Genomic DNA, 24426 nt, shown 5'->3' on the forward strand with positions numbered 1-24426 from the left:
TTAATGAAAGTGTAGCACAATTGATAATGATTTTCAATATTAATTTAGCAAATACTGATTTAACGCTTTCTCCTCTGTTTGAATTCTTACAACCATCATCCATGCATTTAAACACGTAAACAAAATGGCAGTGACATACGCCTCAAACAATAGCGGGATCAGCAAAAGCTCAATCGCCACGACTACATAGTTAGGGTGTTTCAACCAGCGATACGGCCCTTTTTTTACAATCATTGCGTTTGGCACGACTAAAATCTTCGTATTCCAGTACGTCCCAAGGGAGCATAATGCCCAGTATCGAATGACCTGTGTAGCCATCAGGAAAAGGAGCAGCACAAGAAAATACCGGGACGGCCCCTTATGTAAAAGCCCTATCTCAACTATGAGTGAGAGAAAAAAGGCCGTATGCATAGCGACCATATAGGGATAATGACTAGCACCAAATTCAATGGCACCCATCGCTTTTACTTTTCTTTCATTTCTTTTGGCCACAATCATTTCAATGAGCCGCTGACAAACGAAGAAACCGATGACCAGCCAAATGATCATGACAAGACCTCCTCCCATTTCATAAGCAGCAGCTCTGAGGAAAAGCCTGGACCAAGCGCCCCGCAAAGGCCAATATCCCCCGCTTCAGCTGATTGATGTTCAAGGAAATGCTTGATGACATACAAAACTGTGGCAGAGGACATATTTCCGTGTTGTTTGAGTACTTCTTTTGAAGAAAATAGCTGATCCTCTCGTAAAGATAGACTTTCAACATAGGCATCAATCACTTTTTTTCCTCCAGGATGGGCAAGAAAAACGGATAAGTCTTTAGTTGAACATCCAAGCTCCTCTAAAAATCGATCCACCTGCTCTTTTAACCAGCCTGAAATCATAGACGGAATGTCACGGGAGAAAATAACCCGAAAGCCGTCACTTGTAAATTCCCAGCCCATCACATCCTCAGAATCCTTCATCGTGACGGATTGTGTACTTAGTACTTTAGGGACTGTTTTTAAATGGGCATATTCTAGTGCAGCCGTTTCTCCAGCTAAAAGAGCCGCAGCCGTCCCGTCTCCAAATAAGGAGGTGCCGATTAAATTGCTTTTTGATTGATCTTGCGGCTGAAAGGTTAAACTGCACAGCTCACAGGCAACGACGAGCACCTTTGCTTCTGGATATGCCCTTATATATTCATAAGCCCGAGACAGCCCTGACGCACCACCCCCGCACCCTAGCCCCCAGATCGGTACTCGTTTCGTATAAGGAGAAAAAGGAAGTACGTTCATCAGCTTTGCATCAAGACTTGGGGTCGATAAGCCGGTACTTGAAATAAAAAACAGTGCATCGATCTCTTCAACCGGGATCGACTTTTTCAGAAACGCCTTTTCTTGAAGACAATGTAAGATCGCTTCTTTTGCATGAGCCAGTGCCTTCTCCAAATAGATATTGTTTTTCTCTTCAAAAGAGTGGTGCGTCTGATACCATTCAATGGGCTGTACAAATTGCCTGCTCTGAATTTCTCCATTTTGAAAAGCTCTCAGCAGCCGATCAATATCTTTAAACGATCGTTTAAATTGAGACCTAGCAAATTCAGCAGCTGTTTTCTGATCCACGTGATGCTTTGGGAGACTCGTTCCAACTGAAAGAATGTACGCCATCGGCTTCACCTCTTTTTTTGGTTAATATCCCCTATCGAAAAAAGGATATACATGCCAAATCGTCACAATTCAGTCAAAACATTTTCCTCCGTCTAACTTTTTGTCTTGACGACAATTGATAAATATTGGATAATATAGTTGAAAACATGATGTAGTTTTCCTCCTTCACAGGTTCGTTCCAAGCCAAGCGAACCTGCTTTTTTTATGCAAAAAAAACACCTCTTAATGAGAGGTGTTTACATAACAGATTGCTTAGGTTCTTCTATCAGATCCTGCCCTGTTTCTTTTTTAAATGGAATCATGTGATAAATAATATGAAGCAAAATAGCGGTAAAGCTGCCGGCCACGATTCCGTTACTTGTTAATAATTTCATCGATTCTGGCAGATGCTCAAACATTTGCGGCACGACGGTGACACCTAAGCCGATCCCAACTGAGCACGCAACAATTAGTAGGTTTTCCTGTTTGGCAAAATCTACGCGCGAGAGCATTTTAATACCGTAGGCAATGACCATCCCAAACATGGCGACCATTGCGCCGCCAAGAACTGACTTTGGAATAATCGTCGTAAATGCAGCAATTTTAGGAAAAAGTCCAAATAACATGAGCAATGCTCCTGTCACCACGATGACTTGATTTTTCTTGACTCCTGTCAACTGGATCAACCCAACGTTTTGCGAGTAGGCTGTGTAAGGAAAGGCATTGAAAATACCACCTAATAAAACAGCAATCCCCTCTGCGCGATAGCCTTTCGCTAAATCCTTCTCTTTTAATGACCGGTTTGTTAAATCACCTAATGCGAAATAAACACCTGTTGATTCGACTAATGACACAATGGCTACTAACGTCATCGTCATGATGGGTGCAAATTCAAAGGTAGGCATGCCGAAATAAAATGGTTCAATCATGCGGAAAACTTGAGCGTTCGCCACCTCAGCTGTTTCCACTTTCCCCATAAATGCAGCGACTGCTGTCCCAAGGAGAATACCGATTAAAATAGCGATCGCCTTCATAAAACCTTTTGTGAATCGATAGAGCAGCACAATGATAAACAGCACAAGGAAAGCGAGGCCTAGATTTTCAAAAGAACCATAATCTGCACTTCCTTCTCCTCCTGCCATATTGTTCATCGCTACTGGAATAAGGGTAATACCAATAATGGTGACGACAGACCCAGTCACAACAGGCGGGAAAAATTTCACAAGCTTCCCAAAGAAAAAGGAAAGAAGAATGATGATACACCCAGAAGCGATAATACTTCCATAGATAGACGAAATCCCGTATTTAGAGCCAATCGCAATCATAGGAGAAACCGCAGTAAATGTACAGCCTAATACAACAGGCAGACCGATACCAAAGAAACGGTTTTTCCAAACTTGAAGGAGCGTGGCAGCCCCGCACATGAAAATATCTGCCGAGATTAAGTAAGTCAGCTGTGCAGGGGTGAGGCCGAGCGCATCTCCCACAATGAGCGGCACAAGAACGGCACCTGCATACATCGCCAGCACATGCTGAATCCCTAGCGAGAGCGTTTTGGCTTTTTTAGCGGCACTCATGATTGTACCTCCCGTACAAACGTGACTTTCCCTTCCTCAAGTGATTCAATACGTGCAAGGGACTCGACGCGGTAGCCCATTTGAACAAGCGCATTCCTTCCGGGCTGAAATGACTTTTCAATGACAATGCCAAATCCGGCTACTTTCGCCTTCGCCTGCTTTGCGATTGCAGCAAGCCCTTTAGCGGCTTCACCGTTCGCTAAAAAGTCATCAATGATTAATACACAATCTTTTTCACTGAGATGCGTATTTGAAACAGCGATCGTGCTTTCTACTTTTTTCGTAAAAGAGTACACACTCGCTGTTAATAGATTATCTGTTAGTGTTAGTGATTGACGTTTTCGAGCAAAGACAACTGGTACTTGAAGAGCTAGTCCAGCCATCACAGCAGGTGCAATGCCAGAAGATTCGATTGTGACAATTTTTGTAATGCCATCATGCTTGAATAATCTAGCAAACTCTTGCCCGATCTCATGCATTAACACAGGATCAATTTGATGATTTAAAAAGGCATCTACCTTTAACACTTGATTTGACAGAACGATTCCTTCGTTCTCAATTTTTTGACGTAACAATTCCATCATTCTTCCTCCCAGCATATTGGCAAACATTTTAATTTTTTGCATAAAAAAAGCATTGCTGTCCATGAGGAGCAAGCAATGCGAAAACGATCCACGGATCTTCAGCTCAAACAAGAGCTGTTTCATTTTGCTCACTCATAGTCGGACCGTATCGGTGTCCGGTAGAAACTTGCGTGCCATCATCACGCGATTATATGAGTGTTATAGTGTTCAAATTATAACAAGATTTCAGACGCTTGGAAAGCACTTTTCCAGAAAAATACCGAACTTAAATAATAGATCAGATCAAAACGTTCGTTTTTAGAATATTCAAGCATCAAAAAAGGCACCCTTCTGAGCAAAGGGTGCCTTTTATTTAAGATAAATACAATTTCGTATATTTATCTGTTAAATAATCGATTAAATATTGCACATTTAATTCCTCACCAGTCGCATCTTGAATGATTTCAGATGGTTTTTTGCGTTTTCCATGCTGGTGAACATGTTCTGTGAGCCATTCTTTTATCGGTGCAAAAGACCCATTTTGAATCAGCTCATCAAAATTCGGTAAATCTTTGATCATTTGGTGCTTTAGTTGCGCCGCATACATATAACCAAGCGCATATGAAGGGAAATATCCAAAGCTTCCATCAGACCAGTGAACATCCTGCAAAATGCCGAGTGCATCATTAGGAGGCGTAATGCCAAGATACGCTTTATATTTTTCATTCCACAGTGCAGGCAGGTCTTCAACTGCTACTTCTTCATTAAAAATCGCTTTTTCAATTTCATAGCGGATGATAATGTGAAGCGGATACGTCAGTTCATCTGCCTCAATTCGAATGTAAGTCGGCTTCGATTCATTCACTGCATGCACAAAGTCTTCTAAAGAGACATCTTTAAATTGCTCAGGAGACGCTTCTTGCAGCTTATGATAATACGTTTTCCAGAAATCTTCATGTCTGCCGATAAAATTCTCAAAGAAAAGAGACTGTGATTCATGGATCCCCATTGATGTGCCATCACATAATAGCGTTCCGCTCAGTGCCTCATCAATGTTTTGCTCGTAGATGGCATGACCACACTCATGAATCGTGCCAAAGATCGCCATCCGAAAATCATGCTCATCATAACGGGTCGTCACACGAACGTCCCCTCTGCTCAATGTCACAGCAAACGGATGAACCGTTGTATCCAGACGTCCTGCGTCAAAGTCATACCCCAATTCTTTTAAGAAGAAGAGACTCAGTTCCTTTTGTTTGTCGATCGGAAAGCTTTTCGATAAAAATGAAGTATCCGGCTTATGAGGAGAGGCTTCGATTTTTTTCACGAGAGGAACAATGGCATCACGAAGTGCACCAAACTTTTGATCGAGCTGTTCAACCGTCATATCTGGCTCATAGTTATTGAGTAGCACATCGTATGGCGTTTGTTTCACGCCCCAATATTGAATAAAGCGCTTGTTAAAATCAATGAGCTGTTTTAAGTATGGTGCAAAGAGTGAAAAGTCTGATTTCTCCCTTGCTTCTACCCAGACATGCTCTGCTTTTGATTGCAAAATCGAGTATTCTTTAAATTCTTCTTTCGGAATTTTGCTGTTTTCATCATACTCTTTTTGTGATAATTCGAGCGCCTTTTGTGTATCTTTTGACAGCTCATCTCGATGTTTGTTTAATGCGTGAAGAAGATCTCTCATTTCATCAGAAGTCTTCATATTAAAAATATCACTTGATAATTGACCGATCGTTTCAGCTCTGAAATCGGCGCTTTTTTTAGGCGCCTGTGTTCTAGAGTCCCAATAAAGTAAATGGAGCGCCTCCGTATAATGGGCGATTTTTCCTAGTAATTGATAAAACGCTTTCTCTTTTGCTTCAAGACTCATACGTTTGTTCCCCCAATCAATAAAATATGTATGTACGTTTCAAGGCTACTTCAAGGAATGTTCTTTTGTCAATGAAAAAGGAGGATACTCAGATGGTATCCTCCTCTTTTCTTCGTTCGGGCGTTATTTAAGATATGATGATTGGCTTGACTGGTAGAACGGATTGAATTTTACTTTGAAGCTCTGTATCTTCCTTACGGTCAAAATAAATATGAATGGTTCCTGCATCTTGGCTTGTCCGAATCAGCCTTCCAATACCTTGTCGCAAGCGCAGCAGCATATACGGAAGGTCAACTTCAGCACGAGCATCCTTTGCTTCATTCCGTTTTGCCTCAAATACCGGATCATGAGGCGGGTAAGGAAGTCCCCAGATGATCACATTTGTTAGTGATCGTCCTGGAATATCCAGCCCTTCCCAAAGGTGAACAGAGCATAACACGGATGTCTCATCTGCTTGGAACTTTTGAACAATCGTGCTGATTTCCTCGTCTCCCTCAAAATACACGTGGAAAGGCAGTGATTCATCCGATGCCTCAAGCTGCTTTCTAAAGAAATGAAGTTCATCAAATGAAGGGAACAAAATCAGAGATCGTCCTCCGTTTTCTTTCAGCTCAGTGATCACTTGCTGTCCTTTTGCCTCTTGCTCTTGAAGCTGCTGAATCCCGTGGAAATAAATCTTCATTTGCTCATCGTAATCATACGGAGAAGCGACACTCATTGATAAATAATCTTTGATCCCAAGACTTTCAGCTAAATAATCAAAGGATTGATTTTCAGACAATGTAGCAGAAGAGAAAATGTATGGTCTTTTTTGCGAAAATACTTTTTCACCAAGCACCTCTGCGACTGTCTTTGGCATCACAACAAATGTCGTATCTAACTCCTGCTTTTCAAGCCAGCTAATCGCATTTTTTTGATATAGCGACAGAGAATACGCCATTTGTTCAATGTACTCTTCCACAACAGACAATTCGTATTGATCGATTGTATACATCTCTGATTCAAACACGAGTGCTTCTCCGATTTTTTCAAGCAAATCACACAATTCACTTGCAGACCGCTTCACTTCATCCACACGTCCAATTTCAAGTCGATGCGAGCCCTTGATTTCTTTGGCATGTGTTTTTAAGAGATAGAAGAACTCATCGTTTGTGGCTAGTGCATCTTCAACGAGCTCGGCAAACTCTTCACGTATATCGTTTTGCAACAGGCGCTCTAAAAATGTTTCGAGCATTGATTGCTTCACTCGGTACGTCAGTGCTTTTTGTGCGGCAAATTCAAGAAGGTGCCCTTCATCAAATACGACGGAGCTATGTTCTGGAAGCAGCGGAAGCTGGCCCTCGCGTTTGCGGGATTCCTTCGTCCACACATGCTCCATGTAAAAATCATGAGAACAGATGATGAGATCGGTTGCTTTCCGGTAATGATCTCTTGATAAATTCAGACCGCAGCGATGACGCATATCGCACGTCAAGCAGTCTTGAAACGAGTCATAGCCAATGCGTGACCATTCATCATTTGATAGTTCTGGATACTCTTTTCGATCACCATACGGATAAAAGTTTTGCATGCCATGTGATTCATGAACAAATGAAGGAAGCGATTCATAAATATCGAGCCACTTCTCATCATCTTCACGCTGCATGGTTTTCTCTAGTTTCTTTAAGCATAAATATTGGTCATGCGATTTACTTAATCTCGCATCTATTTGAATATCAAGGTGATTGGCAATTTTATAGATATCACCCTCTTGTTTCACCAGCTGTTCAATTAACGTTTCGTCTGCACATGCAATAATCGCAGGTTTCCCTGTATACCTTGCATATGTGACCGCAAATAATAGATAGACAATGGTTTTGCCTGTGCCTACCCCAGCTTCGGCAAACATCACACTTTTTTCTTTAAAGGCTCTTTCTAGTTGAAAAGCCATAAATATTTGTTCATCTCGAAGATCAAAGCCCTTTTCTGGCAAAATGTCATAGAACACATCACCAATCCAGTTGCCCAGTTCTTCGTAAAAATTATGTTCTTTTGATAATGAAAAAGGCAAACGAGATGCTGTCACCTGCTTCAACCCCCAACTTTTGAATCATTCAGACATTCAATAGTAACATTTATGCAGGGGAATGACAATCTTTTTTACGACCGCAAACGATGTTGATAGGTTTCTTTCATTAAAAATGCATGCTCTGAACGCTCTATGTAAGCCTGAGCAAGCGCTAAATCTTCGATGGCTGCTGTCAGCTGAGCAGATTGTCCACCTTCTTGCCCTTCAATTTTTTGAGCAGTCGAAGCGAGTGCTTTTTGGATTAACTGAAATTGATCATATTGTATCATGGAGACACCTCTTTTTTTAAAATCAAGTTCAGTTTATTCCGTCCCGTGAAGGTTTATACCTTTCTGCGATAAAAAAGCCACACCTTCTATAGGTGTGACCATTTTTTTTTATGATTCAGTTGTCTGTTTTCTAGGCGGGCGTTTTCCCCAATATTGGTAATAGTCTGTTTTAATAAAACCATTAAACAGTTTTCTCTTTTTCGTTGCTTTTCTGCCGAAGCACTCTTCGAACTTTTCGTGTGACGTTAAGATGTAAATGGACCAAGTATCTAGGCTCTTAAATGCTTCGCCCATTCCTTGATACATTTTTTCAACAGCTGGTTTATCACTGAGTCGTTCTCCGTAAGGCGGATTTCCGACAATCACACCATACTCTTCTTTCGTTTGAAAGTCTTTCACTTGCATTTGTTTAAATTGAATCAATTCACTTAGACCAGCTTCTTCAGCATTCATTTGTGCAATGTCTACCATCCGATGGTCGATATCACTTGCAATAATGTGGAGCGGCTGATCATAGTTTGCTTTTTCTTCCACTTCGTGACGCGCTTTGTTCCAAACGTCTTCACCAATCCATTCCCATGACTCGGACGCAAATTCCCGGTTAAATCCTGGGGCAATGTTTTGTCCTATCATGGCCGCTTCAATAGCGATTGTTCCTGACCCGCAGAAAGGGTCAACAAACGGACGGTCAGGTGTCCAGTTTGTTAATAGCACGAGTGCAGCCGCAAGGGTTTCTTTAATAGGTGCTCCGCCTTGATCCGTACGGTACCCTCGTTTATGAAGACCCACACCAGATGTATCAAGCGTGAGCACAGCTTTATCTTTTAAAAGGGCAACCTCAATTTTATACTCAGGTCCTGTTTCTTCAAGCCATTCAGACTGTATGTTGTAAGAGGATATGAGCTTTTGCGCGATCGCCTTTTTGACGATACGCTGACAATCCGGCACACTGGCAAGCTGTGATTTCACAGATTTACCGATGACAGGGAACGTGCTGTTTTTCGGTAAAAAAGCGGACCAGTCAATCGCCTTCGTCCGTTCAAACAGCTCATCGAATGTTTTTGCCGAAAATTCAGCTACTTGTACCTTAATCCGGTCTGCTGTACGCAGCCAAAGGTTCGCACGGCAAATCGCAAGAGCATCCCCCTCGAAAATCACTTTTCCATTGTCTACTGTGCAGTCATAGCCAAGGTCTCTTACTTCTTTTGCAACAATCGCTTCAATTCCCATTGGAGCTGTTGCGATGAGTGTATAGGTTTTCATTGTTTTATCACCTGTTTTCTCGTCCTTTTATGTATTCAAGATAAAAGCTCTCCATATGTTGAATAGGAGAGCTTTGTTTTCATCATGTTTATAATAACGGATATAACGTTCTGTAAGCCATGTTTTGTTCCATCGTACTGCAAACGGCAAATGCCTCGTACTCAGGTGGTAATCATCTATCTACAGAATACTCTGTCCTTCTCTCCGTTTGGTTCCTTTGAGAAAGTTCCCCTACCAAGTTTGGGTTTCTCGCTCGAGGGGTTTACCGCGTTCCACTCTCACCATTTCTAGTGAGACTTCGTCACTGTGGCACTTTCAAGGATACTTTGCCATATCCTAAAAGGACGTAGGCATTTTTCCTGCCGTCAGCCTTTCCCAGGCTGCCCTGGCTTATTTTTTCGCCAGGCACGAACACTACGGGCATCTCAGCACCGTGCGAGCATGGACTTTCCTCTGCAATGTCTAAAAGCATTGCAGCGATTACCCGAACGTTAATCAATAATCGTTATTATAAACGACAATGACATCAGGCACAAGCTTTTTTCAGCAAGGCTCAATCATAAAGTTTGCTGCCGAAAACGTGTTTCTCAAGGTTAGATAGTCTTTTTAAAATATCAAAGTTTGTTGTATTAGACTGTGCAGGCTGTCTTTTTCCTTGCTCAACGGCTTCTTCAAGCTGTTTAGACAAATGGAGGTTTTCTTGTTGAAGCTTTTCGATTTCTTGGTTGAATGTCTCATAGTCTTTAATGACCATATCTAAAAATTTATCGACTTCTTCTTGTCTGTATCCTCTGACACCTGTTTTAAATTCTTTTTCTAAAATTTCTTTCGCAGAAAGCTTTACTTTATCAGCAAGCATCTTTTTCACCTCATATCGTGAATTCATAGTATATTTTTTCAGAAATACGTGACGTTGTCAAATTTTCTCTTGCTTTTAGTCAAAAAACGGATCTTCTGCCTCAACTTGCGCTCTCAAATCATCCATTGTGATGTACATAATGGGGTAATCGGTATAGGTTTCCGCTTCTTTGATCATGTACTTTGGCGAGCCATCATGCTCAGGATCATAAAGGACGAGAAGGCCATCTGTTTTTTCAATAAAAAAACGGTTCTTTTGTTTAAATTGTGCCGGACTTTCATACGGTCTATGCGTGACACTTTCTACAAAATCGGCCTGTGCAAGAATCCCTTCATACAACTCTTTGTTTTGTTCATTCCAGCGCTCTTCCTGTTCATAAAATGGTGTAATGACGGCCAGTTTTAACGCTGGATACTCCTCTTGAAGCTCAAATACCACTTCGGCAGTCCAGATTTCTGCCCCAAGCTGGCCTGATATGAGAACCCATTCCAGGCCTTCTTCAATCAGGGCTGTCAGCCTTTTTTGAAGCTCCGCTTTTATGTATTGAAGTGCAGGCTCGTCTTGTTTGAATATCCCAAGCTCAAATGGCTTGTACCCTGTGACAGCAATAATTTTCATTTTTTCACCTGCTTTTAAAAAAAGGGACTTCTAAAAGTCCCATTTCACTTTATCTGTTACAGCAAGGTCCACCGCAGTTAAAGTGTTGATGTGTTGCCGGGTCCACCTGAGAAAACGTATGCGGGAAGTAGTGAACATGTTTGAAATTTTGATGGTGAACATTTGTCACATGCTGCGGATGGATATGCGGCACAATTGTTGTTGAATCGCTGTGTGTACAGCAATGATTCGTCGGATGAACAATTGGCTGTGTAACATTCGGCTGGCAATGATGATGATGATGGTACATGTAGCATTCCCCTCTCCTTAATTTTCTTACATTAACAATGTATGAATTAAGAGGTGTACATGTACTAATGCATTAACCTATTTTAAAAGTTTGCAAGAAAAACATCCTTATAGTTTGAAAACACAAAAGCGACCAAAATGACAACAAGAAAAAACAAGTAGAAAAGACCCTTATACATGCTCTACGCTCCTCATTCAATATCTAACGTTATTTTACAGGATTCGTGACTTTTCTACAATAAAAGTGCTAAACAATTTTTATTTTCGGCCGAGAGCCGAACGTTGTCATGTTTTGCGCTTTCCCGGGCAATAATGTTCATTGCCCAGCTTTTCTCAAGAGACGTTTTTTTCGCTTCTCAAGTTCTTCCGTGTCTCGCTGACTTAACGATGAGAAAGATAATAACGATTCAGTGATGGATAGAGCTGACCTTGCATTTTTTTGACGATGCTCTTTACACTTCGCAAGCTCTATACCCGCTTTTAATGCTAAATGGACATCGCTTGATTTAAATAATTTTTCCCATATTTGAACCGCTTCATCCCACTCGTTTTGTCGTTTATATTGTAAGGAAAGATCATAAGACGCCTGATTCGCATGCTCAAAATCAGCATCCGTTAATTTTTGCAAATGCTTCGTTGCTTCCTGTACATCACGATGAGCAAGATGCCATCTGGCGAGCGCATACTTCTCCTTGTGTTCCTTTACCGCATCCTCAGATAGTATTTTTTTGGATAGATGAATGTAGAGGCTGATTAACGATAATACGTCTAGTTCATTATGAGTCAAGATCCCTTCAATCAGCTTCGGATTTTGTTCCTTTAAAAAATGAAAATAAATCATCGGTGCCAAAAACCCCGGCGTGTCGTTTTCACGATGCACGTGCAGCTCTTCTTTTTCCACAACGGATAGCGCCATTCGTTCATATTTATGCTTCCACAATCGTCTAGATCCGTGCAGAAGATCAAAATGTCCGAATTCAGGCAGTGCAGGGATTTGATCTCGTAAGAGCGTATGTCTCGTTTTCACTTGCGGCCAGTCGAACGATTTACCATTATATGTAACCAATGATTCTACGTTTACTTCATCGAGAAAGCTTTTGTACAGAGCCGCTTCATTTCCTGGATTGGTGAGCAGGTGCTGTTTCACCACCACTTTGTCGGAAAAGACACGTGCATGTCCAAGCAAGAAAATCATATTTCCCGTACCGCCAGATAATCCTGTTGTTTCTGTATCAAAGAAAAACAGCTCGTGCGGCTCGTACCCTTTAGCCGATAGCGAATGCTGGATGCCGCTTTCGTTCCATGCCTCGATGATCTTCGGCAGTTCCGCAAACGAATAGCGCCCATGCTGATCTTCTAATGAATATGCGACTTCCCGAATCAGACAAAAGGAATCCTCAAAGTGATAAGGAGATACACCTAATGTTTCCCATTCTTTTAAAAATGGGATATTTTCTGAAGTCACAGGCTGTGGTTGTCCTTCTAAAGTTTTCTGCCGGTTTTCATGTGTCTGATTGTGCGATAGGTGCTTCTTCATTCTGTTTAATTTCCCTTTTAAAGACATGAGCAGTTGTCCCCCTCCTTTCCCTTAAAATACGGACATCAATTCAACGATGCTGCTTTTTCCGCTCACCTCTTTCATTTCCATGCCAATGCAGGATGGACAGCCATTTTCACAGCGGCACCGCTCAATCAGCTGAATGGCTGCGCCTGCTATTTCATCGAAACGAGCTTGTACTTCCTTGCTTAAGCCGATTCCGCCAGGGTAGTGGTCATATAAAAAGACCGTCGGTTTTCCGGTATGTGCCGCTTTAATTTGTGAAACAACATGAATATCAGAACGGTCACACATCACAAAAGCAGGTACAATGTGCTGAAGAACATTTGCGATGCCAAGCAGCAGCTGTTCAAGTGTTTTCTCTTCAAATCTCCGCTCTGCTTCATGTAATTCAAACCAAGCAGCACTCGTATGAATTTCTTCTTCCGGCAAGAGAATTGGTCCAGAGCCGATATTTTCACCGGTACTTAGCCGGATTTTTTTAAAAATCGTCGGCATTGCGTTGACAGTCACATCACCGTAGTGAACAGATACGGCTTCCTTCTCTGTCGTCTGATCGATTTCAAGCACCTTAAGTTGAACAGCTAAATTCGCGTCTGTATAATATTCTACATCTACTTGTTTCACATAAGCCTTCAGATGCTCGTAATCTAGCTTTTCCACTTGATACTGAACCCCTTCGTGTAAATAAATGGCTTCATCATGAAGCAGCGTCATCGCACTGAATCGATCCATCTCTCCAATAATCCGAACATTCGCCACATCTGATTGATCCACAATCACCACATTTTCCTGGCTTGCAGACCGGAGGCTGATGCCATGCGCTGGGAACGATTGATCTGACCAATAATACCGGTTCCCGCTAAAATGAAGAACACCTTCCTCATGTAAGTATTGCAAAATCTCTTCTACCTCCATGCCGCCAAACTGTTCATCCTCCCGAAACGGAAGCTCGTAGGATGCACATTTTAGATGATCCACTAAGATAATGAGGTTTTCAGGGTTGATTCTGGCAGCTTCAGGCGGCCTGTTAAAGAAATATTCAGGGTGTCTGACAATATATTGATCAAGAGGTGAGGAGCTTGCCACCATAATTATGAGTGCTTCCTCATGACGCCTTCCAGCTCGTCCTGCCTGCTGCCATGTACTCGCTACACTGCCAGGATACCCTGTCATGATACAGACCTTTAGCTGACCTATATCCACTCCTAATTCTAGTGCGTTTGTGCTGACCACACCTAGAATGTCTCCTTCTCTCAATCCTTTTTCAATCACTCGCCGCTCTTTTGGTAAATAGCCTCCGCGATATCCACGAATCGATTTTGGACCGATCTCTTTTTTCACTAGCTCTTGAATATGGCTTAAAATCACTTCAACTCTTACTCTGCTTCTAGCAAAAACAATCGTTTGGATTTTTTCTTTCAAAAAAGTTTTTGCCAATTGATTGACAACAGTGGCGGCACTTTGTCTAATATTTAATGGTTTATTCACAACTGGCGGGTTGTAAAACACAAAATTCTTTTTACCGCTAGGTGCCCCGTTTCGTTCAATCAGATGCACCTTACTCCCCGTTAGCTGCTGCGCTAGCTCTTTTGGATTCGCAATCGTTGCGGAAGTACAAATAAAAACCGGTTCACTTCCATAAAATGCACAAATTCGTTTTAACCTGCGAATCACATTGGCCACATGACTGCCAAATACACCTCGATATGTATGAAGCTCATCAATGACAATATACTTCAAATTCTCAAACAAGCTGACCCATTTCGTATGATGAGGCAAAATGGCTGAATGCAGCATATCCGGGTTTGTGATGACAATATGTCCTGCTTGTCTGACTCGCTGCCGAATGGCCGGAGAGGTGTCTCCGTCATATGTTTCACTATGAATCGGAACATCCATCTCGTGGATGATCTCGTTAAGTTCACTTTTTTGATCTTGTGCGAGCGCTTTTGTTGGGAATAAATAAAGGGAGCGGCTTGTCTGATCTTCTGCGATCGACTGAAGGACAGGCAGATTGTAGCAAAGCGTTTTACCTGAAGCTGTTGGTGTGACGGTTACCACATGATCTCCATCCATCACACGTTCAAAGGCTTCCTTTTGATGAATGTAGAGTTCGCTCACGCCTCGTTTCTCAAGCGCCTTTTTCAGCCTGTCGTTCACTCTTTCAGGAACCGGAGAGGTCTGTGCAGGCTTCGCATCAATTTCATGCCAATGTTCTACCTGTTCGTCTTTCTTTAATTCTTCTATGAGTTCGTTCATTGTTTTCTTTTTCATATCGCATCACCTCTCTTACATAGTGTACCGAATATTTGTTTGCATGACTAGGCGGCAATTTTTTGATGCGCAGCCTATGAGCAAATACTTTGAAGTGTTGTAACAGTATCTATTACACTTCTATAGTGAAATGATTTTATCAAGGAAGAAGATGATGAGAGTGAAAAACGAATTTAAGCCTTTATTTGAACCATTTACGTTTCCAGGAGGTGCGTCTATTGATGGCCGGTTAGTCGTTGCGCCAATGACACACTTCGGTTCTCACGAGGATGGCACCATTTCTAAAGAGGAAATTGATTTCATTACAGCTAGATCTAGTGATATGGGCATGGTGATCACAGCATGTGCAAACGTGACTCCAGATGGTAAGGCATTTGAAGGACAGCCTTCTATTGCAAGAGATGAAGATATACCTGGCCTGAAAAAACTTGCTTCTGCGATTCAGGCAAAGGGAACAAAAGCCATCATTCAAATTCATCACGGCGGCTCTCAGGCTCTCCCTCACTTAGTTCCAAACGGTGATGTGGTTGCGCCAAGTGATGTGTTTAAAGATGGAAAGCAGATTGCACGCGCTTTAAAAGAAGAGGAAATTGTCCATATCATTGACTCTTTTAAAGAAGCGGCAAGACGAGCGGTTCAAGCAGGGTTTGACGGCGTGGAAATCCACGGTGCAAATGGTTATCTATTACAGCAATTTTACTCTCCGCATAGCAATCAGCGGACAGATCAGTGGGGAGGAAATGAAGAAAAGCGTCTAGCCTTCCCTATCGCTATTGTGGATGCAGTCAAAGAGGCAATCGAAAAGCATGCAACAAAACCGTTTATCTTTGGATATCGATTATCCCCAGAAGAACCAGAAACACCTGGTTTAACAATGACAGAGACGTTTACCTTAGTGGATGTTCTCAAAACAAAAAACCTCGATTATTTGCATATCTCTTTAATGGAGATTGACTCTAAAGCAAGACGTGGTGCAGATACTCATAAGACACGTATGGAGCTGCTAAAAGAACGCTGCGGCGATACCCTTCCGCTCATCGGTGTGGGCAGCGTCATTACAGCCGAAGATGCACTAGGTGCTTATAATCAAGGAATTCCACTTATCGCTGTCGCACGAGAGCTGATCGTCGACCCAGATTGGGCAAAGAAGATTAAAGAAGGCAGAGAAAGCGAGATTGAAACTGTCATTAAACGCAGCCAAAAAGATAAGTATTTGATTCCAGAAGGATTGTGGTCTGTCATGGAAGCGAGTCAAGGCTGGGTTCCGATGGAAGATTAATGTCATCAAAAAAACTACCCTCATACGATTGGGTAGTTTTTTTGTGATTCCTGATTATTTTAGTTTAACGGTAAAAAGCTTAGAAGTCTGTTTTTCTACAGGTCCCTTTGGTTCTTTATCAAGATGCTCGATCAAGTCACCATTCATAATGACAATCGGAGTCACTGTACTTGCCGCTTTCTCTTCAATCAGTTCTAAATCACACGTAATGAGAGGGTCACCGATCTTCACTTTATCCCCTTCTTTTATGTGCGCTTCAAATCCTTCACCATTTAATCCCACTGTTTCAAGCCCGATATGAATCAGAAGCTCAAGCCCTGAGAGTGTTCGAATGCCAATTGCATGTTTTGTATGGAAGAGCTGGATGATTTCACCCTCTACTGGTGACACAATCGTGCCACTTTTTGGTTTTACTGCTACGCCGTCTCCCATCATCTTTTGAGAAAAAACAGGGTCTGGTACATCCGTCATATCCATTAACTCTCCATCAGCTGGAGAATAAATGATTTCTTCCTTTACATCATCTTGGTTTTTTCCGAAACCGAATAATTTTTTCAGCAATGTCAATTGCTCCCTTCAAGCTTTGCTTCTAGTTCTATTCCGCGTATGAAACGCTGCGCTCATACACCTTGCTACATTCAACACTATTTAATCATAATTTTTTCCTCTCATCAATTGATAACCGCCTGAGCCCTTTCTGCATAGGCTGTAGATGAGAGGTGATTCAAATGAAACATGAAGGCGAAAAGAACCATGAATTGCTGGCAAATGAAGATATTCTCTATGAAGCGATTGAACAATTTTTCGCATCCTCCCCGTTTCACGAGATATTAAATAGTGCGGAGGCGCTCATGACCACATCACATTCACTTGCATCGATTACGACCGATGTGACAGAGGATGAGCAGTTTGTGTATATCGAGATCCAATTTCCCGACCATTTTGTGGAAGGGGATATCGCACTAGAAGTAAAAGCCCAATATTTACACTTATCCGTGCAGGAAACAATCAAAACAGATACAACTTCCTCGTATTCGAGCTTTACCAAGACCATTTTAATGCCGGCAAAAATAGATGAAACGAACATGAAGAGCGTGTGGAAAGATCAAACGCTTCGTGTGACGGCACCAAAGCAAACTACCCAATAGGTCCATCTATTGGGTTTTAACTATGCTTTAAAAATGCTTGTAAATCCTTTCGCTAATGAGCCTACTTGATTCATCGTACTCATCATTTGCCCAGCTGTATCAAACATTTTGTTAAAGTCGTATTGTCCATTCGTTTTTTTGAATTGTGACAGTACACTTTTAAATTGAGATGATTGCTGTTTTTGCGGTCTTGGCAAAGGATAAGGGTTCATAGGCTGCTGCATGGGCATCATGCCTGGTGGCGGCATCTGGGGTTGATTGATCGCTTCAGGCGGATGAAAAGGCGGCACATTTTCTTGGTATCCATAAGGCGGCTGATAGACAGCAGATGGTGCCTGGCTCATTCCACCTTGATGTGGCGGCATAAAATATTCTGGAGGCTGCGGAGGCTGCTGCTGCATATCTGGATACGGAAAAGGCCCTCGATTGAATGGATTGAATTCATAAGGCTGCTGGTTTGAATAAGGGATCATATATCTCGCTCCTCTCGCTCTCAACACATAGTGATGTCACTCATATATTATGATCAAGAACAGAAGATGTGCCTAAAGCAGCCATAAGAAAAACGCAGCATATGTCTTCAGCTGCGCTTGTTGATTTCTTCTATTAAAAGGTTCAGTGTGTAAATCACTGACTCAACTAAATTTTTCACACGGGGTGCATGCTGTTTGCCAAAATAAGATTGCAGGACAACCTCTTTTCCATTTTCTTTGACGGCTTCAAGCTGTTCTTGGTGTAAATATCTAGGTTTGACCAGATGAATAAACGAGATCGCAGCAGTGAGCCACTCTTCCATTTTCTGATCAAATGTCTCAACGGCCGGCTGAATGTCCGTGTGAAAATCATATACGGGGTATTCCTCTTCAGCCTTTCCCTTTTGGTACTGCTCATACGCCTCTTCGATCCATATTCTCAGCTCTTGTGTATGTTCAAGTAATGTTTGATTATCCAAAATGTTCACCTCTATGAACCATCCTATCAAACGTTTACTTATTGCTCAAATAGAAAAGCTATCCGGTGTGATATGCCGGTCTTACCGCCAGTTTATACTCAGCCGCGTGAATCTTCACTTCACAGTCCTTTACTTCTGATTCAAGCCGGTCTATCATTTGTTCTTGCTCCTCTATGGCTGCACGTTTTGTTTGGTTCACAGCAAGAGACAGTTCTTCTTCCACCGCATCAATTTTCCGCTCGATTTCCTCTAATAACTGCATAATGGATTCTTTTGATACAAATTCGCTCATCATCAGATTCCTCCTTTATCGTCTCTCGTTACATTCTCTTTTCTTTCACACCCTCCTTCACACATGACAAAACTAGAAGCAAATCGCCAATCTAAGTGTAGATGAGCGCTATTTCTTCCTTTTCGACATATGCTTGTCCTTCTTTGTATGATTGCGTCCGATTGTGTAAATTCTAAGGACAAAGGAGGTAGATTTCATGAAAAAGCAGCCAGCACCAAAAGAGCAAAAGCCAAAAGGGAAAGAAAACAGTACAGATCAGCTTGATAAAAAGCTCGGCGGTCCTAATCGACCATCCACGTAAAAAAGCAGGTACCCCCTGCTTTTTATTTATGCAAAAAATAGTGCTCTAATGAGAAAAGAAAACGAAGCTGTCTTTTTTTATGAAAATACCAGTCGGTCAGCTCAATTTGTTTTGGTAACGTCTCTGCATCAAATAAGGATGGGCTCAATTTCTTTTGAAACCAATCGTCCCTTTGATCGTCTAATGAATGTGTCATCACCGGATAAACTGTTCGAAGAAAAGGTGTTGACCTCCTAGCGATCCCTAAAAACGGCTCAAAATCAAACCGTGATCCGGTATGCGGAACAGTATGCAAAAAATGATAAAAATCCGAAAATAAATCGGCTCGAAATAATAGTTTCGCTAGTTTTTTTCCTAATGTAATACGCTCCTTTACGCGGGAAAACTTCCGTATGGTTAACCCGTACAAATGCCCGTCCACCGTTGGAAAAACAACGGTTTGAAAATGTCCCCACTCGCTGAACAGATATTGAATCGAGTGAAAAACATTCTTTTTCAGAAGAGGATTTTGTATAATAGGAGATTGTATAGTATATTGTTCATTTATGATGAGTGCATAAAGCAGGCGCTCTGTGTCACGCTTTAGCCAAAAACGTTCCCACTCAGTGCTCATAAAACGAGAAACAGAAAAATATGGAAGCAGATGGAACAAGGGTTTGCTGCACCGCTTAGACCATTCATACAAAAGAAGCTGAGGGTAAGCATCCGAAAAGATCAGCCAATTCGCTCTTTCATATGCTGTGAAAAAAAGGTGCCCCTGCTGATCTGTTAAACCTGGATGAAAGAGCTCGCCCTTTAGATCCGTCATAGACCATCCAGCATTTCTCGAGACAAAGGAAGCAAGCAGCGACCATTTCATCTCTGGATGGCGGTCATAAAAGCGTTTGTAAGCATTTGTCCTCGTCAGGTTGTCTTTATTTTTCGCTTTCGTTTCACGCAATATATACTGAGTGATGATGTGCTCTTCTTGTGACAACATAGTAATCTCTCCAATACAAAATGCATTAAAAGGAGGCTGAAACTTGATGATTCGGTATCCAAACGGAAAATCGTATCAGCCCATTCAACAAATTGGGACAAAAAAAAGAATCAGCGGCGAATCCTCTTATAGTAACCGCGGGATGACGCTTGAGGCTGACTTAAATGAAACCAACCAGTACTATTTGGTCAACGGGATCGCAGTCATTCATAAAAAGCCTACCCCCGTTCAAATTGTGAATGTGGATTATCCAAAAAGAAGCGCTGCTGTTATCAAAGAAGCCTATTTTAAACAATCATCCACAACAGACTATAATGGAGTGTACAAAGGGCGCTATATCGATTTTGAAGCAAAGGAAACCAAAAGCACCACCTCGTTTCCACTCAAAAATTTTCACGATCATCAAATTGAGCATATGAAACAGGTAGAAAAGCAAGGCGGTATTTGTTTCGTTATTATATCCGCATTTGGCTCCGTTTATTATTTGTCCGCTTCAGATCTCTTTTTCTTCTGGGAGCGGCAGCAGCAAAACGGCCGGAAATCTATTAGCAAAGACGAATTAATGGAAGCTGGCCACTTAATGACACTTGGATATTCGCCAAGAATTGATTATATTAAAGTAGTGGAGACACTTCATTTTTCGGATGAAAGTGAGTAGCAATGACGTTCGAAAAAGGTTTAACACGAAAGGTTGAGATGTGATGTCTGATCAATTTACAAGTCGTGAACAGCGACGTAAAGCAAGTCAAGAAAACAATAAGAAGCAAAAGAACAAAAAAGGCAAAAAGAAAGCAGGTCTATTTAAAAAAATATTTTTATCTTTACTCGTGATCGGTCTTCTTTGTGTAGTTGCCGGAATCACAACTTTTGCCGTTTTTGCATCAAGCGCTCCTTCTATTGATGATAGTAAGCTCAAAACACCGTATTCTTCAAAGCTTTATGACAAAGACAAGAAAGTGTTTGCAGAAGTTGGTGCGGAAAAAAGAACGTATGTCTCGATTAAAGATATACCCGATGTGGTAAAAGAAGCATTTATTGCAACTGAAGATGCACGTTTTTATAAACACCACGGGATTGATCCAATCCGTATCGGCGGTGCCCTTGTCGCAAACGTCGAGGACGGCTTTGGAGCTGAAGGTGGAAGTACGATTACACAGCAAGTTGTGAAAAACTCTCTACTTAACAATCAAAAAACGTTAAAACGTAAAGTACAGGAAGTATGGCTCTCGATTCAGCTTGAGCAAAAATACTCTAAAGATGAAATTTTAGAAATGTATTTAAACCGCATCTTCTTCTCACCTTATGCTTACGGTGTTGGGAAAGCGGCTGAACAATTCTTCGGCGTTACAGATTTAAATAAACTAACCGTTGCACAGGCTGCCACACTTGCAGGTATGCCGCAAAGTCCTTCTGCCTATAACCCAGTGAAACATCCTGAAGCAGCGGAAAAACGCCGTAATATCGTTTTAAGCCTCATGAAAAAACAAGGCTACATTTCAGAAAAAGACTATGACGTTGCAAAAGCAACCCCTGTCAGCAAGACCGTTGTTTCAGCTGATAAATATAAGAGCCAAAACTCAAGTAAGTACTCTGCTTATATTGAAGAAGTCATGGAAGAAGTACAGAAAAAAGCCAAAGTGGATGTATCAACCGATGGACTAAAAATCTATACATCACTTGATCGAAAAGCACAGGATCACCTAGATGATATCATTAATGGAGATGCAGCTGGATTTACGAAAGGCATGCAGGCTGGTGTGACATTGCTTGATACGAAAAATGGTGAAATTCGCGCCATTGGCGGTGGACGTGATGTACCAGCCGGCGGCTTTAACTATGCAACTGATGCAAAACGCCAGCCAGGATCTACAATCAAACCAATCTTAGATTACGGTCCTGTCATTGAAAACAAAAAATGGTCAACATATCAGCAAATTGATGATGCACCGTATACGTACTCAGACGGTACACCGATTAATAACTTTGACAGAAGACATTTAGGGAAAATGTCGATGAGAAGTGCTTTGGCACAATCACGAAACATCCCTGCCTTAAAAGCTTTCCAAGAAGCTGGCACAGACAATGCCGTTCAATTCGCCAATAACTTAGGTTTGGACTTACCGTCTGACATTCCAGAGTCATACTCAATCGGTGGTTTTGACGATGGTGTCTCCTCCCTGAAGATGGCTGGAGCATTTAGTGCATTCGGTAATAACGGATACTATAATGAACCGCATGCTGTCACGTCTGTTGAGTTTAATGACGGAACAAAGCTTGACCTTACGCCAGATTCTAAAGCGGCAATGAGTGATTACACAGCATTTATGATCACTGATATGCTGAAAACAGCTGTACAATCTGGAACAGGTACACTTGCACAAGTACCGAACGTTCAAGTAGCTGGTAAAACAGGTACAACCAACTTTACACAAGATGATATGAATAAATACAATATCCCTTCTGGCGGTGCGAAAGATTCGTGGTTTGTTGGTTATACGCCGCAATATACAGCAGCCGTTTGGACCGGAATCGGTAATTCAAAAGATGCGGACGGCAAAATGTGGCTCACAGATTACGAGCAGCGCGTTGCCAAAATCGTCTTCCAGCGATTAATTTCTCAAATTGATGATGGAAGCGGCTCATTTGAAAAACCAGACAGTGTCTTGGAAGCTACGGTTGAAAAAGGATCAGATCCAGCAAGATTAGCCGGACCAAATACACCAAGTGAGAAGAAGACAACAGAATACTTTGTAAAAGGAACTGTTCCGACAAAAGTGTCTGACACATATGAGAAAAAAGAAGCCGATAAGCCTTCTGGCTTAAAAGCGGTGTATGATGAAGAGAAAAAATCCATCACACTGTCTTGGGGCTATGATAACGACGCAGATGCTACATTTAATGTGAAACAAGCGGTTGATAACGGCGGCTATAAAGAGATTCAAAACAGTTCTGCTAAAGAAGCGGTCATCTCTGATGTGAAGCCTGGCTCTACTTATAAATTCCAAGTAACAGCCACTGTAGAGGATGTCACAAGTAAAGCAGCTTCTACCTTCCTCACCATCAAGGATGATGAAGATGAGGAAGAAAAAGCAGATGATGAGAACAAAGAAGAAGAAGAACCGCAGCAGCCTGACGACGAGCAGACAGACCAGACTGACGATAACAAAAATCAACCCCCAGGCACTGACGAGCAAAAGCCAGATGATAAAAAAGATCAAGATAAGGATAAGGATCAGGATCAAGGCGGAAATACGGAAAATGGAAATAATGGTTCTTCCGATGATGGCTCAGACAGTACAAATGGGAACTCACAAACTGACAATAAAGATAAAAAGAAAGATGATGCGAAAACAAACTCTCAAAGCTCAAATTCGCAATCAAATTCTCCTAGTCGAAAAGAAAATGAATAATGAAAAAGCACTTGCCCATATGGCAAGTGCTTTTTTTAACGGTTTTGTCTGATCTTTTTAAGTGCTTCATGTTTTCCATACTGCTTTTTTAGTTCCGTGTATAGCTCGTCCAGTTGAATAAAGCAATGATATTGAGTTGGTTTTAGCAAAATGAACTCTAAACGTTCTGTCCAATTAATTGGAGCTACAGGAAATGTCTCTTGCTTGATATGTTCCCATTCAAGCGTTTGAAGTCTCTCCCCTTTGATCCAGTAAAACATCGCAATCATACTGACAATACCTTGCAGCATATCGTCTTCTTCACACCGGGACTTTCTTGTTTGAAAACGAGGAAGCATTTTTTCTTTTAATTCATTCCACAGTTCAAACATCACAGGAACAAACTCTTCTGTTTTCTGCCATGGAAGCTCATCTGTTAAAAGATCTGATGATAGATCATATGCGAGTGGATTATCTCTAAGTATGTCTACTCGATCGCCTTTCATCTCTACCTTTTTCCCTTTTAGCTTTTCGACATATGAGGTAAAAACAGCTGCCCCGCTCATGCCAGCTTCACCAATCCTTTTTTCAGCCTCTTCTGCCCTTCTCTACACATATCAAGAAGCGGACAAGACTCGCACTGCGGCCGCTGCGCCTTGCAGTGATATCTGCCAAAAAAGATTAGGCGGTGATGCGTCACAGACCAATCTTCTTCTGGCACCTTTTTCATTAAGGTTTGCTCTACTTCAAGAACAGAATCCTTCCACCGGCAAATCCCAAGACGCTTGCTGACTCGTTCTACGTGTGTATCGACAGCAATGGCTGGCACTCCAAAAGCGACAGATACGACGACATTTGCTGTTTTCCGGCCCACCCCAGGAAGCTTCACAAGCTCGTCCCGATCCTTTGGCACTTCACCGCCATATTCTTCAATCAGCATTTTGCTCAACTTTTGAATGTTTTTGGCTTTATTTCGATAAAGGCCAATCGAACGAATATCTTGCTGCAATTCTTCAAGCGGTACACTTAAATAGTCTTCTGGTGTTTGATATTTTTGAAATAACGTTTTGGTGACTTTGTTGACAAGCACGTCTGTACACTGCGCAGAGAGTGCCACAGCGATCACAAGTTCAAATGGATTGGAATGAACAAGCTCACACTCAGCCTCTGGAAACATATCTCCTATAATATCTAAACATTCATTGATTTGTTTTTTTGATAACATGACTTCTCCTTTATTGG

The 24426-nt window shown here is 41.8% G+C and carries 25 protein-coding genes, 1 other RNA gene and 1 riboswitch; of the genes, 5 read left to right on the forward strand and 21 right to left on the reverse strand.

Annotated elements, in window-relative coordinates; translation table 11 throughout:
* Positions 1-39: 39 nt before the first annotated feature.
* The 14 genes from MKZ03_RS09690 to MKZ03_RS09755 form a co-directional block, all read right to left on the reverse strand.
* On the reverse strand, positions 40-549 hold the full coding sequence (locus MKZ03_RS09690) for an isoprenylcysteine carboxyl methyltransferase family protein (RefSeq protein WP_341031676.1): 510 nt from the start codon (positions 547-549) through the stop codon (positions 40-42).
* Positions 546-1646 (reverse strand): type III polyketide synthase, encoded by a 1101-nt coding sequence (locus tag MKZ03_RS09695; RefSeq protein ID WP_307499811.1) that lies wholly within the window; start codon positions 1644-1646, stop codon positions 546-548. Before MKZ03_RS09695 ends, MKZ03_RS09690 begins: the two co-directional genes overlap by 4 nt.
* Before the next feature lie 236 nt (positions 1647-1882).
* Entirely contained in the window at positions 1883-3202 is a 1320-nt protein-coding gene (gene pbuX / locus MKZ03_RS09700) for a xanthine permease PbuX (RefSeq protein ID WP_066030745.1), read from the reverse strand.
* Positions 3199-3783: a xanthine phosphoribosyltransferase gene (gene xpt, locus MKZ03_RS09705; protein WP_034661972.1), complete on the reverse strand. Its 585-nt coding sequence runs from the start codon at positions 3781-3783 to the stop codon at positions 3199-3201. The genes pbuX and xpt overlap by 4 nt, the downstream gene beginning before the upstream one ends.
* A gap of 118 nt (positions 3784-3901) precedes the next feature.
* Positions 3902-4001: riboswitch (purine riboswitch) on the reverse strand.
* 137 nt (positions 4002-4138) lie between these two features.
* Positions 4139-5644, reverse strand: a complete 1506-nt coding sequence (locus MKZ03_RS09710) for a carboxypeptidase M32 (protein ID WP_034661008.1) — start codon at positions 5642-5644, stop codon at positions 4139-4141.
* 127 nt (positions 5645-5771) lie between these two features.
* Positions 5772-7709 carry an ATP-dependent DNA helicase gene (locus tag MKZ03_RS09715; RefSeq protein WP_334749488.1) on the reverse strand — a complete coding sequence of 646 codons (1938 nt, stop codon included), beginning with the start codon at positions 7707-7709 and terminating at the stop codon, positions 5772-5774.
* Between the two features lie 74 nt (positions 7710-7783).
* Entirely contained in the window at positions 7784-7981 is a 198-nt protein-coding gene (locus tag MKZ03_RS09720; protein ID WP_034661010.1) for a hypothetical protein, read from the reverse strand.
* Positions 7982-8089: 108 nt separating this feature from the next.
* Entirely contained in the window at positions 8090-9244 is a 1155-nt protein-coding gene (locus tag MKZ03_RS09725; protein ID WP_334749490.1) for a THUMP domain-containing class I SAM-dependent RNA methyltransferase, read from the reverse strand.
* A gap of 108 nt (positions 9245-9352) precedes the next feature.
* Positions 9353-9736, reverse strand: an RNA gene (rnpB, locus tag MKZ03_RS09730) — RNase P RNA component class B.
* Positions 9737-9797: 61 nt separating this feature from the next.
* Positions 9798-10103: a cell division regulator GpsB gene (gene gpsB, locus MKZ03_RS09735; RefSeq protein WP_307499814.1), complete on the reverse strand. Its 306-nt coding sequence runs from the start codon at positions 10101-10103 to the stop codon at positions 9798-9800.
* A 75-nt stretch (positions 10104-10178) separates the two neighbouring features.
* On the reverse strand, positions 10179-10721 hold the full coding sequence (locus tag MKZ03_RS09740) for a DUF1273 domain-containing protein (RefSeq protein WP_170938393.1): 543 nt from the start codon (positions 10719-10721) through the stop codon (positions 10179-10181).
* 49 nt (positions 10722-10770) lie between these two features.
* Positions 10771-11010, reverse strand: a complete 240-nt coding sequence (gene cotD / locus MKZ03_RS09745; RefSeq protein ID WP_034661015.1) for a spore coat protein CotD — start codon at positions 11008-11010, stop codon at positions 10771-10773.
* A 315-nt stretch (positions 11011-11325) separates the two neighbouring features.
* On the reverse strand, positions 11326-12573 hold the full coding sequence (locus tag MKZ03_RS09750; RefSeq protein WP_341031682.1) for a ribonuclease H-like domain-containing protein: 1248 nt from the start codon (positions 12571-12573) through the stop codon (positions 11326-11328).
* 24 nt (positions 12574-12597) lie between these two features.
* A complete protein-coding gene (locus MKZ03_RS09755; RefSeq protein WP_341031684.1) occupies positions 12598-14844 on the reverse strand; it encodes a DEAD/DEAH box helicase in 2247 nt (748 codons plus the stop codon).
* A gap of 160 nt (positions 14845-15004) precedes the next feature.
* Here MKZ03_RS09755 and MKZ03_RS09760 point away from each other — a divergent pair, with 160 nt between their 5' ends.
* Complete coding sequence (locus tag MKZ03_RS09760) at positions 15005-16123, forward strand: NADH-dependent flavin oxidoreductase (RefSeq protein WP_334750280.1); 1119 nt, start codon at positions 15005-15007, stop codon at positions 16121-16123.
* A gap of 54 nt (positions 16124-16177) precedes the next feature.
* Here MKZ03_RS09760 and MKZ03_RS09765 read toward each other — a convergent pair whose 3' ends face one another.
* Positions 16178-16684: a PTS sugar transporter subunit IIA gene (locus tag MKZ03_RS09765; RefSeq protein ID WP_060596718.1), complete on the reverse strand. Its 507-nt coding sequence runs from the start codon at positions 16682-16684 to the stop codon at positions 16178-16180.
* A gap of 167 nt (positions 16685-16851) precedes the next feature.
* Here MKZ03_RS09765 and MKZ03_RS09770 point away from each other — a divergent pair, with 167 nt between their 5' ends.
* A complete protein-coding gene (locus MKZ03_RS09770; RefSeq protein ID WP_341031686.1) occupies positions 16852-17271 on the forward strand; it encodes an Hsp20/alpha crystallin family protein in 420 nt (139 codons plus the stop codon).
* Positions 17272-17291: 20 nt separating this feature from the next.
* Here MKZ03_RS09770 and MKZ03_RS09775 read toward each other — a convergent pair whose 3' ends face one another.
* From MKZ03_RS09775 to MKZ03_RS09785, 3 genes are all read right to left on the reverse strand, one after another.
* The gene (locus tag MKZ03_RS09775) at positions 17292-17744 is read right to left on the reverse strand and encodes a YppG family protein (RefSeq protein ID WP_060596720.1); all 453 of its coding nucleotides are present in this window, start codon (positions 17742-17744) and stop codon (positions 17292-17294) included.
* Positions 17745-17851: 107 nt separating this feature from the next.
* The gene (locus MKZ03_RS09780) at positions 17852-18223 is read right to left on the reverse strand and encodes a YppE family protein (RefSeq protein WP_340973187.1); all 372 of its coding nucleotides are present in this window, start codon (positions 18221-18223) and stop codon (positions 17852-17854) included.
* A gap of 58 nt (positions 18224-18281) precedes the next feature.
* The gene (locus tag MKZ03_RS09785) at positions 18282-18515 is read right to left on the reverse strand and encodes a DUF5446 family protein (RefSeq protein WP_341031689.1); all 234 of its coding nucleotides are present in this window, start codon (positions 18513-18515) and stop codon (positions 18282-18284) included.
* A 196-nt stretch (positions 18516-18711) separates the two neighbouring features.
* Between MKZ03_RS09785 and sspM the strand changes: the two genes are divergently transcribed.
* Positions 18712-18816, forward strand: coding sequence for an acid-soluble spore protein SspM (sspM, locus tag MKZ03_RS09790; protein ID WP_012010346.1), 105 nt, complete (start codon positions 18712-18714; stop codon positions 18814-18816).
* Between the two features lie 22 nt (positions 18817-18838).
* Here sspM and MKZ03_RS09795 read toward each other — a convergent pair whose 3' ends face one another.
* On the reverse strand, positions 18839-19795 hold the full coding sequence (locus MKZ03_RS09795; RefSeq protein WP_340973189.1) for a DUF2515 domain-containing protein: 957 nt from the start codon (positions 19793-19795) through the stop codon (positions 18839-18841).
* Between the two features lie 46 nt (positions 19796-19841).
* Between MKZ03_RS09795 and recU the strand changes: the two genes are divergently transcribed.
* Both recU and MKZ03_RS09805 read left to right on the forward strand, forming a co-directional pair.
* Positions 19842-20453 (forward strand): Holliday junction resolvase RecU, encoded by a 612-nt coding sequence (recU, locus tag MKZ03_RS09800; RefSeq protein ID WP_060596723.1) that lies wholly within the window; start codon positions 19842-19844, stop codon positions 20451-20453.
* A gap of 43 nt (positions 20454-20496) precedes the next feature.
* Positions 20497-23205 carry a PBP1A family penicillin-binding protein gene (locus MKZ03_RS09805; protein ID WP_341031693.1) on the forward strand — a complete coding sequence of 903 codons (2709 nt, stop codon included), beginning with the start codon at positions 20497-20499 and terminating at the stop codon, positions 23203-23205.
* 35 nt (positions 23206-23240) lie between these two features.
* On the opposite strand, the gene MKZ03_RS09810 is transcribed toward MKZ03_RS09805, so the two are convergent.
* Both MKZ03_RS09810 and nth read right to left on the reverse strand, forming a co-directional pair.
* The gene (locus MKZ03_RS09810; protein WP_334749499.1) at positions 23241-23750 is read right to left on the reverse strand and encodes a YpoC family protein; all 510 of its coding nucleotides are present in this window, start codon (positions 23748-23750) and stop codon (positions 23241-23243) included.
* Positions 23747-24409: an endonuclease III gene (gene nth, locus MKZ03_RS09815; protein WP_034661035.1), complete on the reverse strand. Its 663-nt coding sequence runs from the start codon at positions 24407-24409 to the stop codon at positions 23747-23749. Before nth ends, MKZ03_RS09810 begins: the two co-directional genes overlap by 4 nt.
* Positions 24410-24426 lie beyond the last annotated feature (17 nt).

The organism is Bacillus sp. FSL R5-0431, assembly GCF_038002985.1.
Taxonomy (GTDB): domain Bacteria; phylum Bacillota; class Bacilli; order Bacillales; family Bacillaceae; genus Bacillus.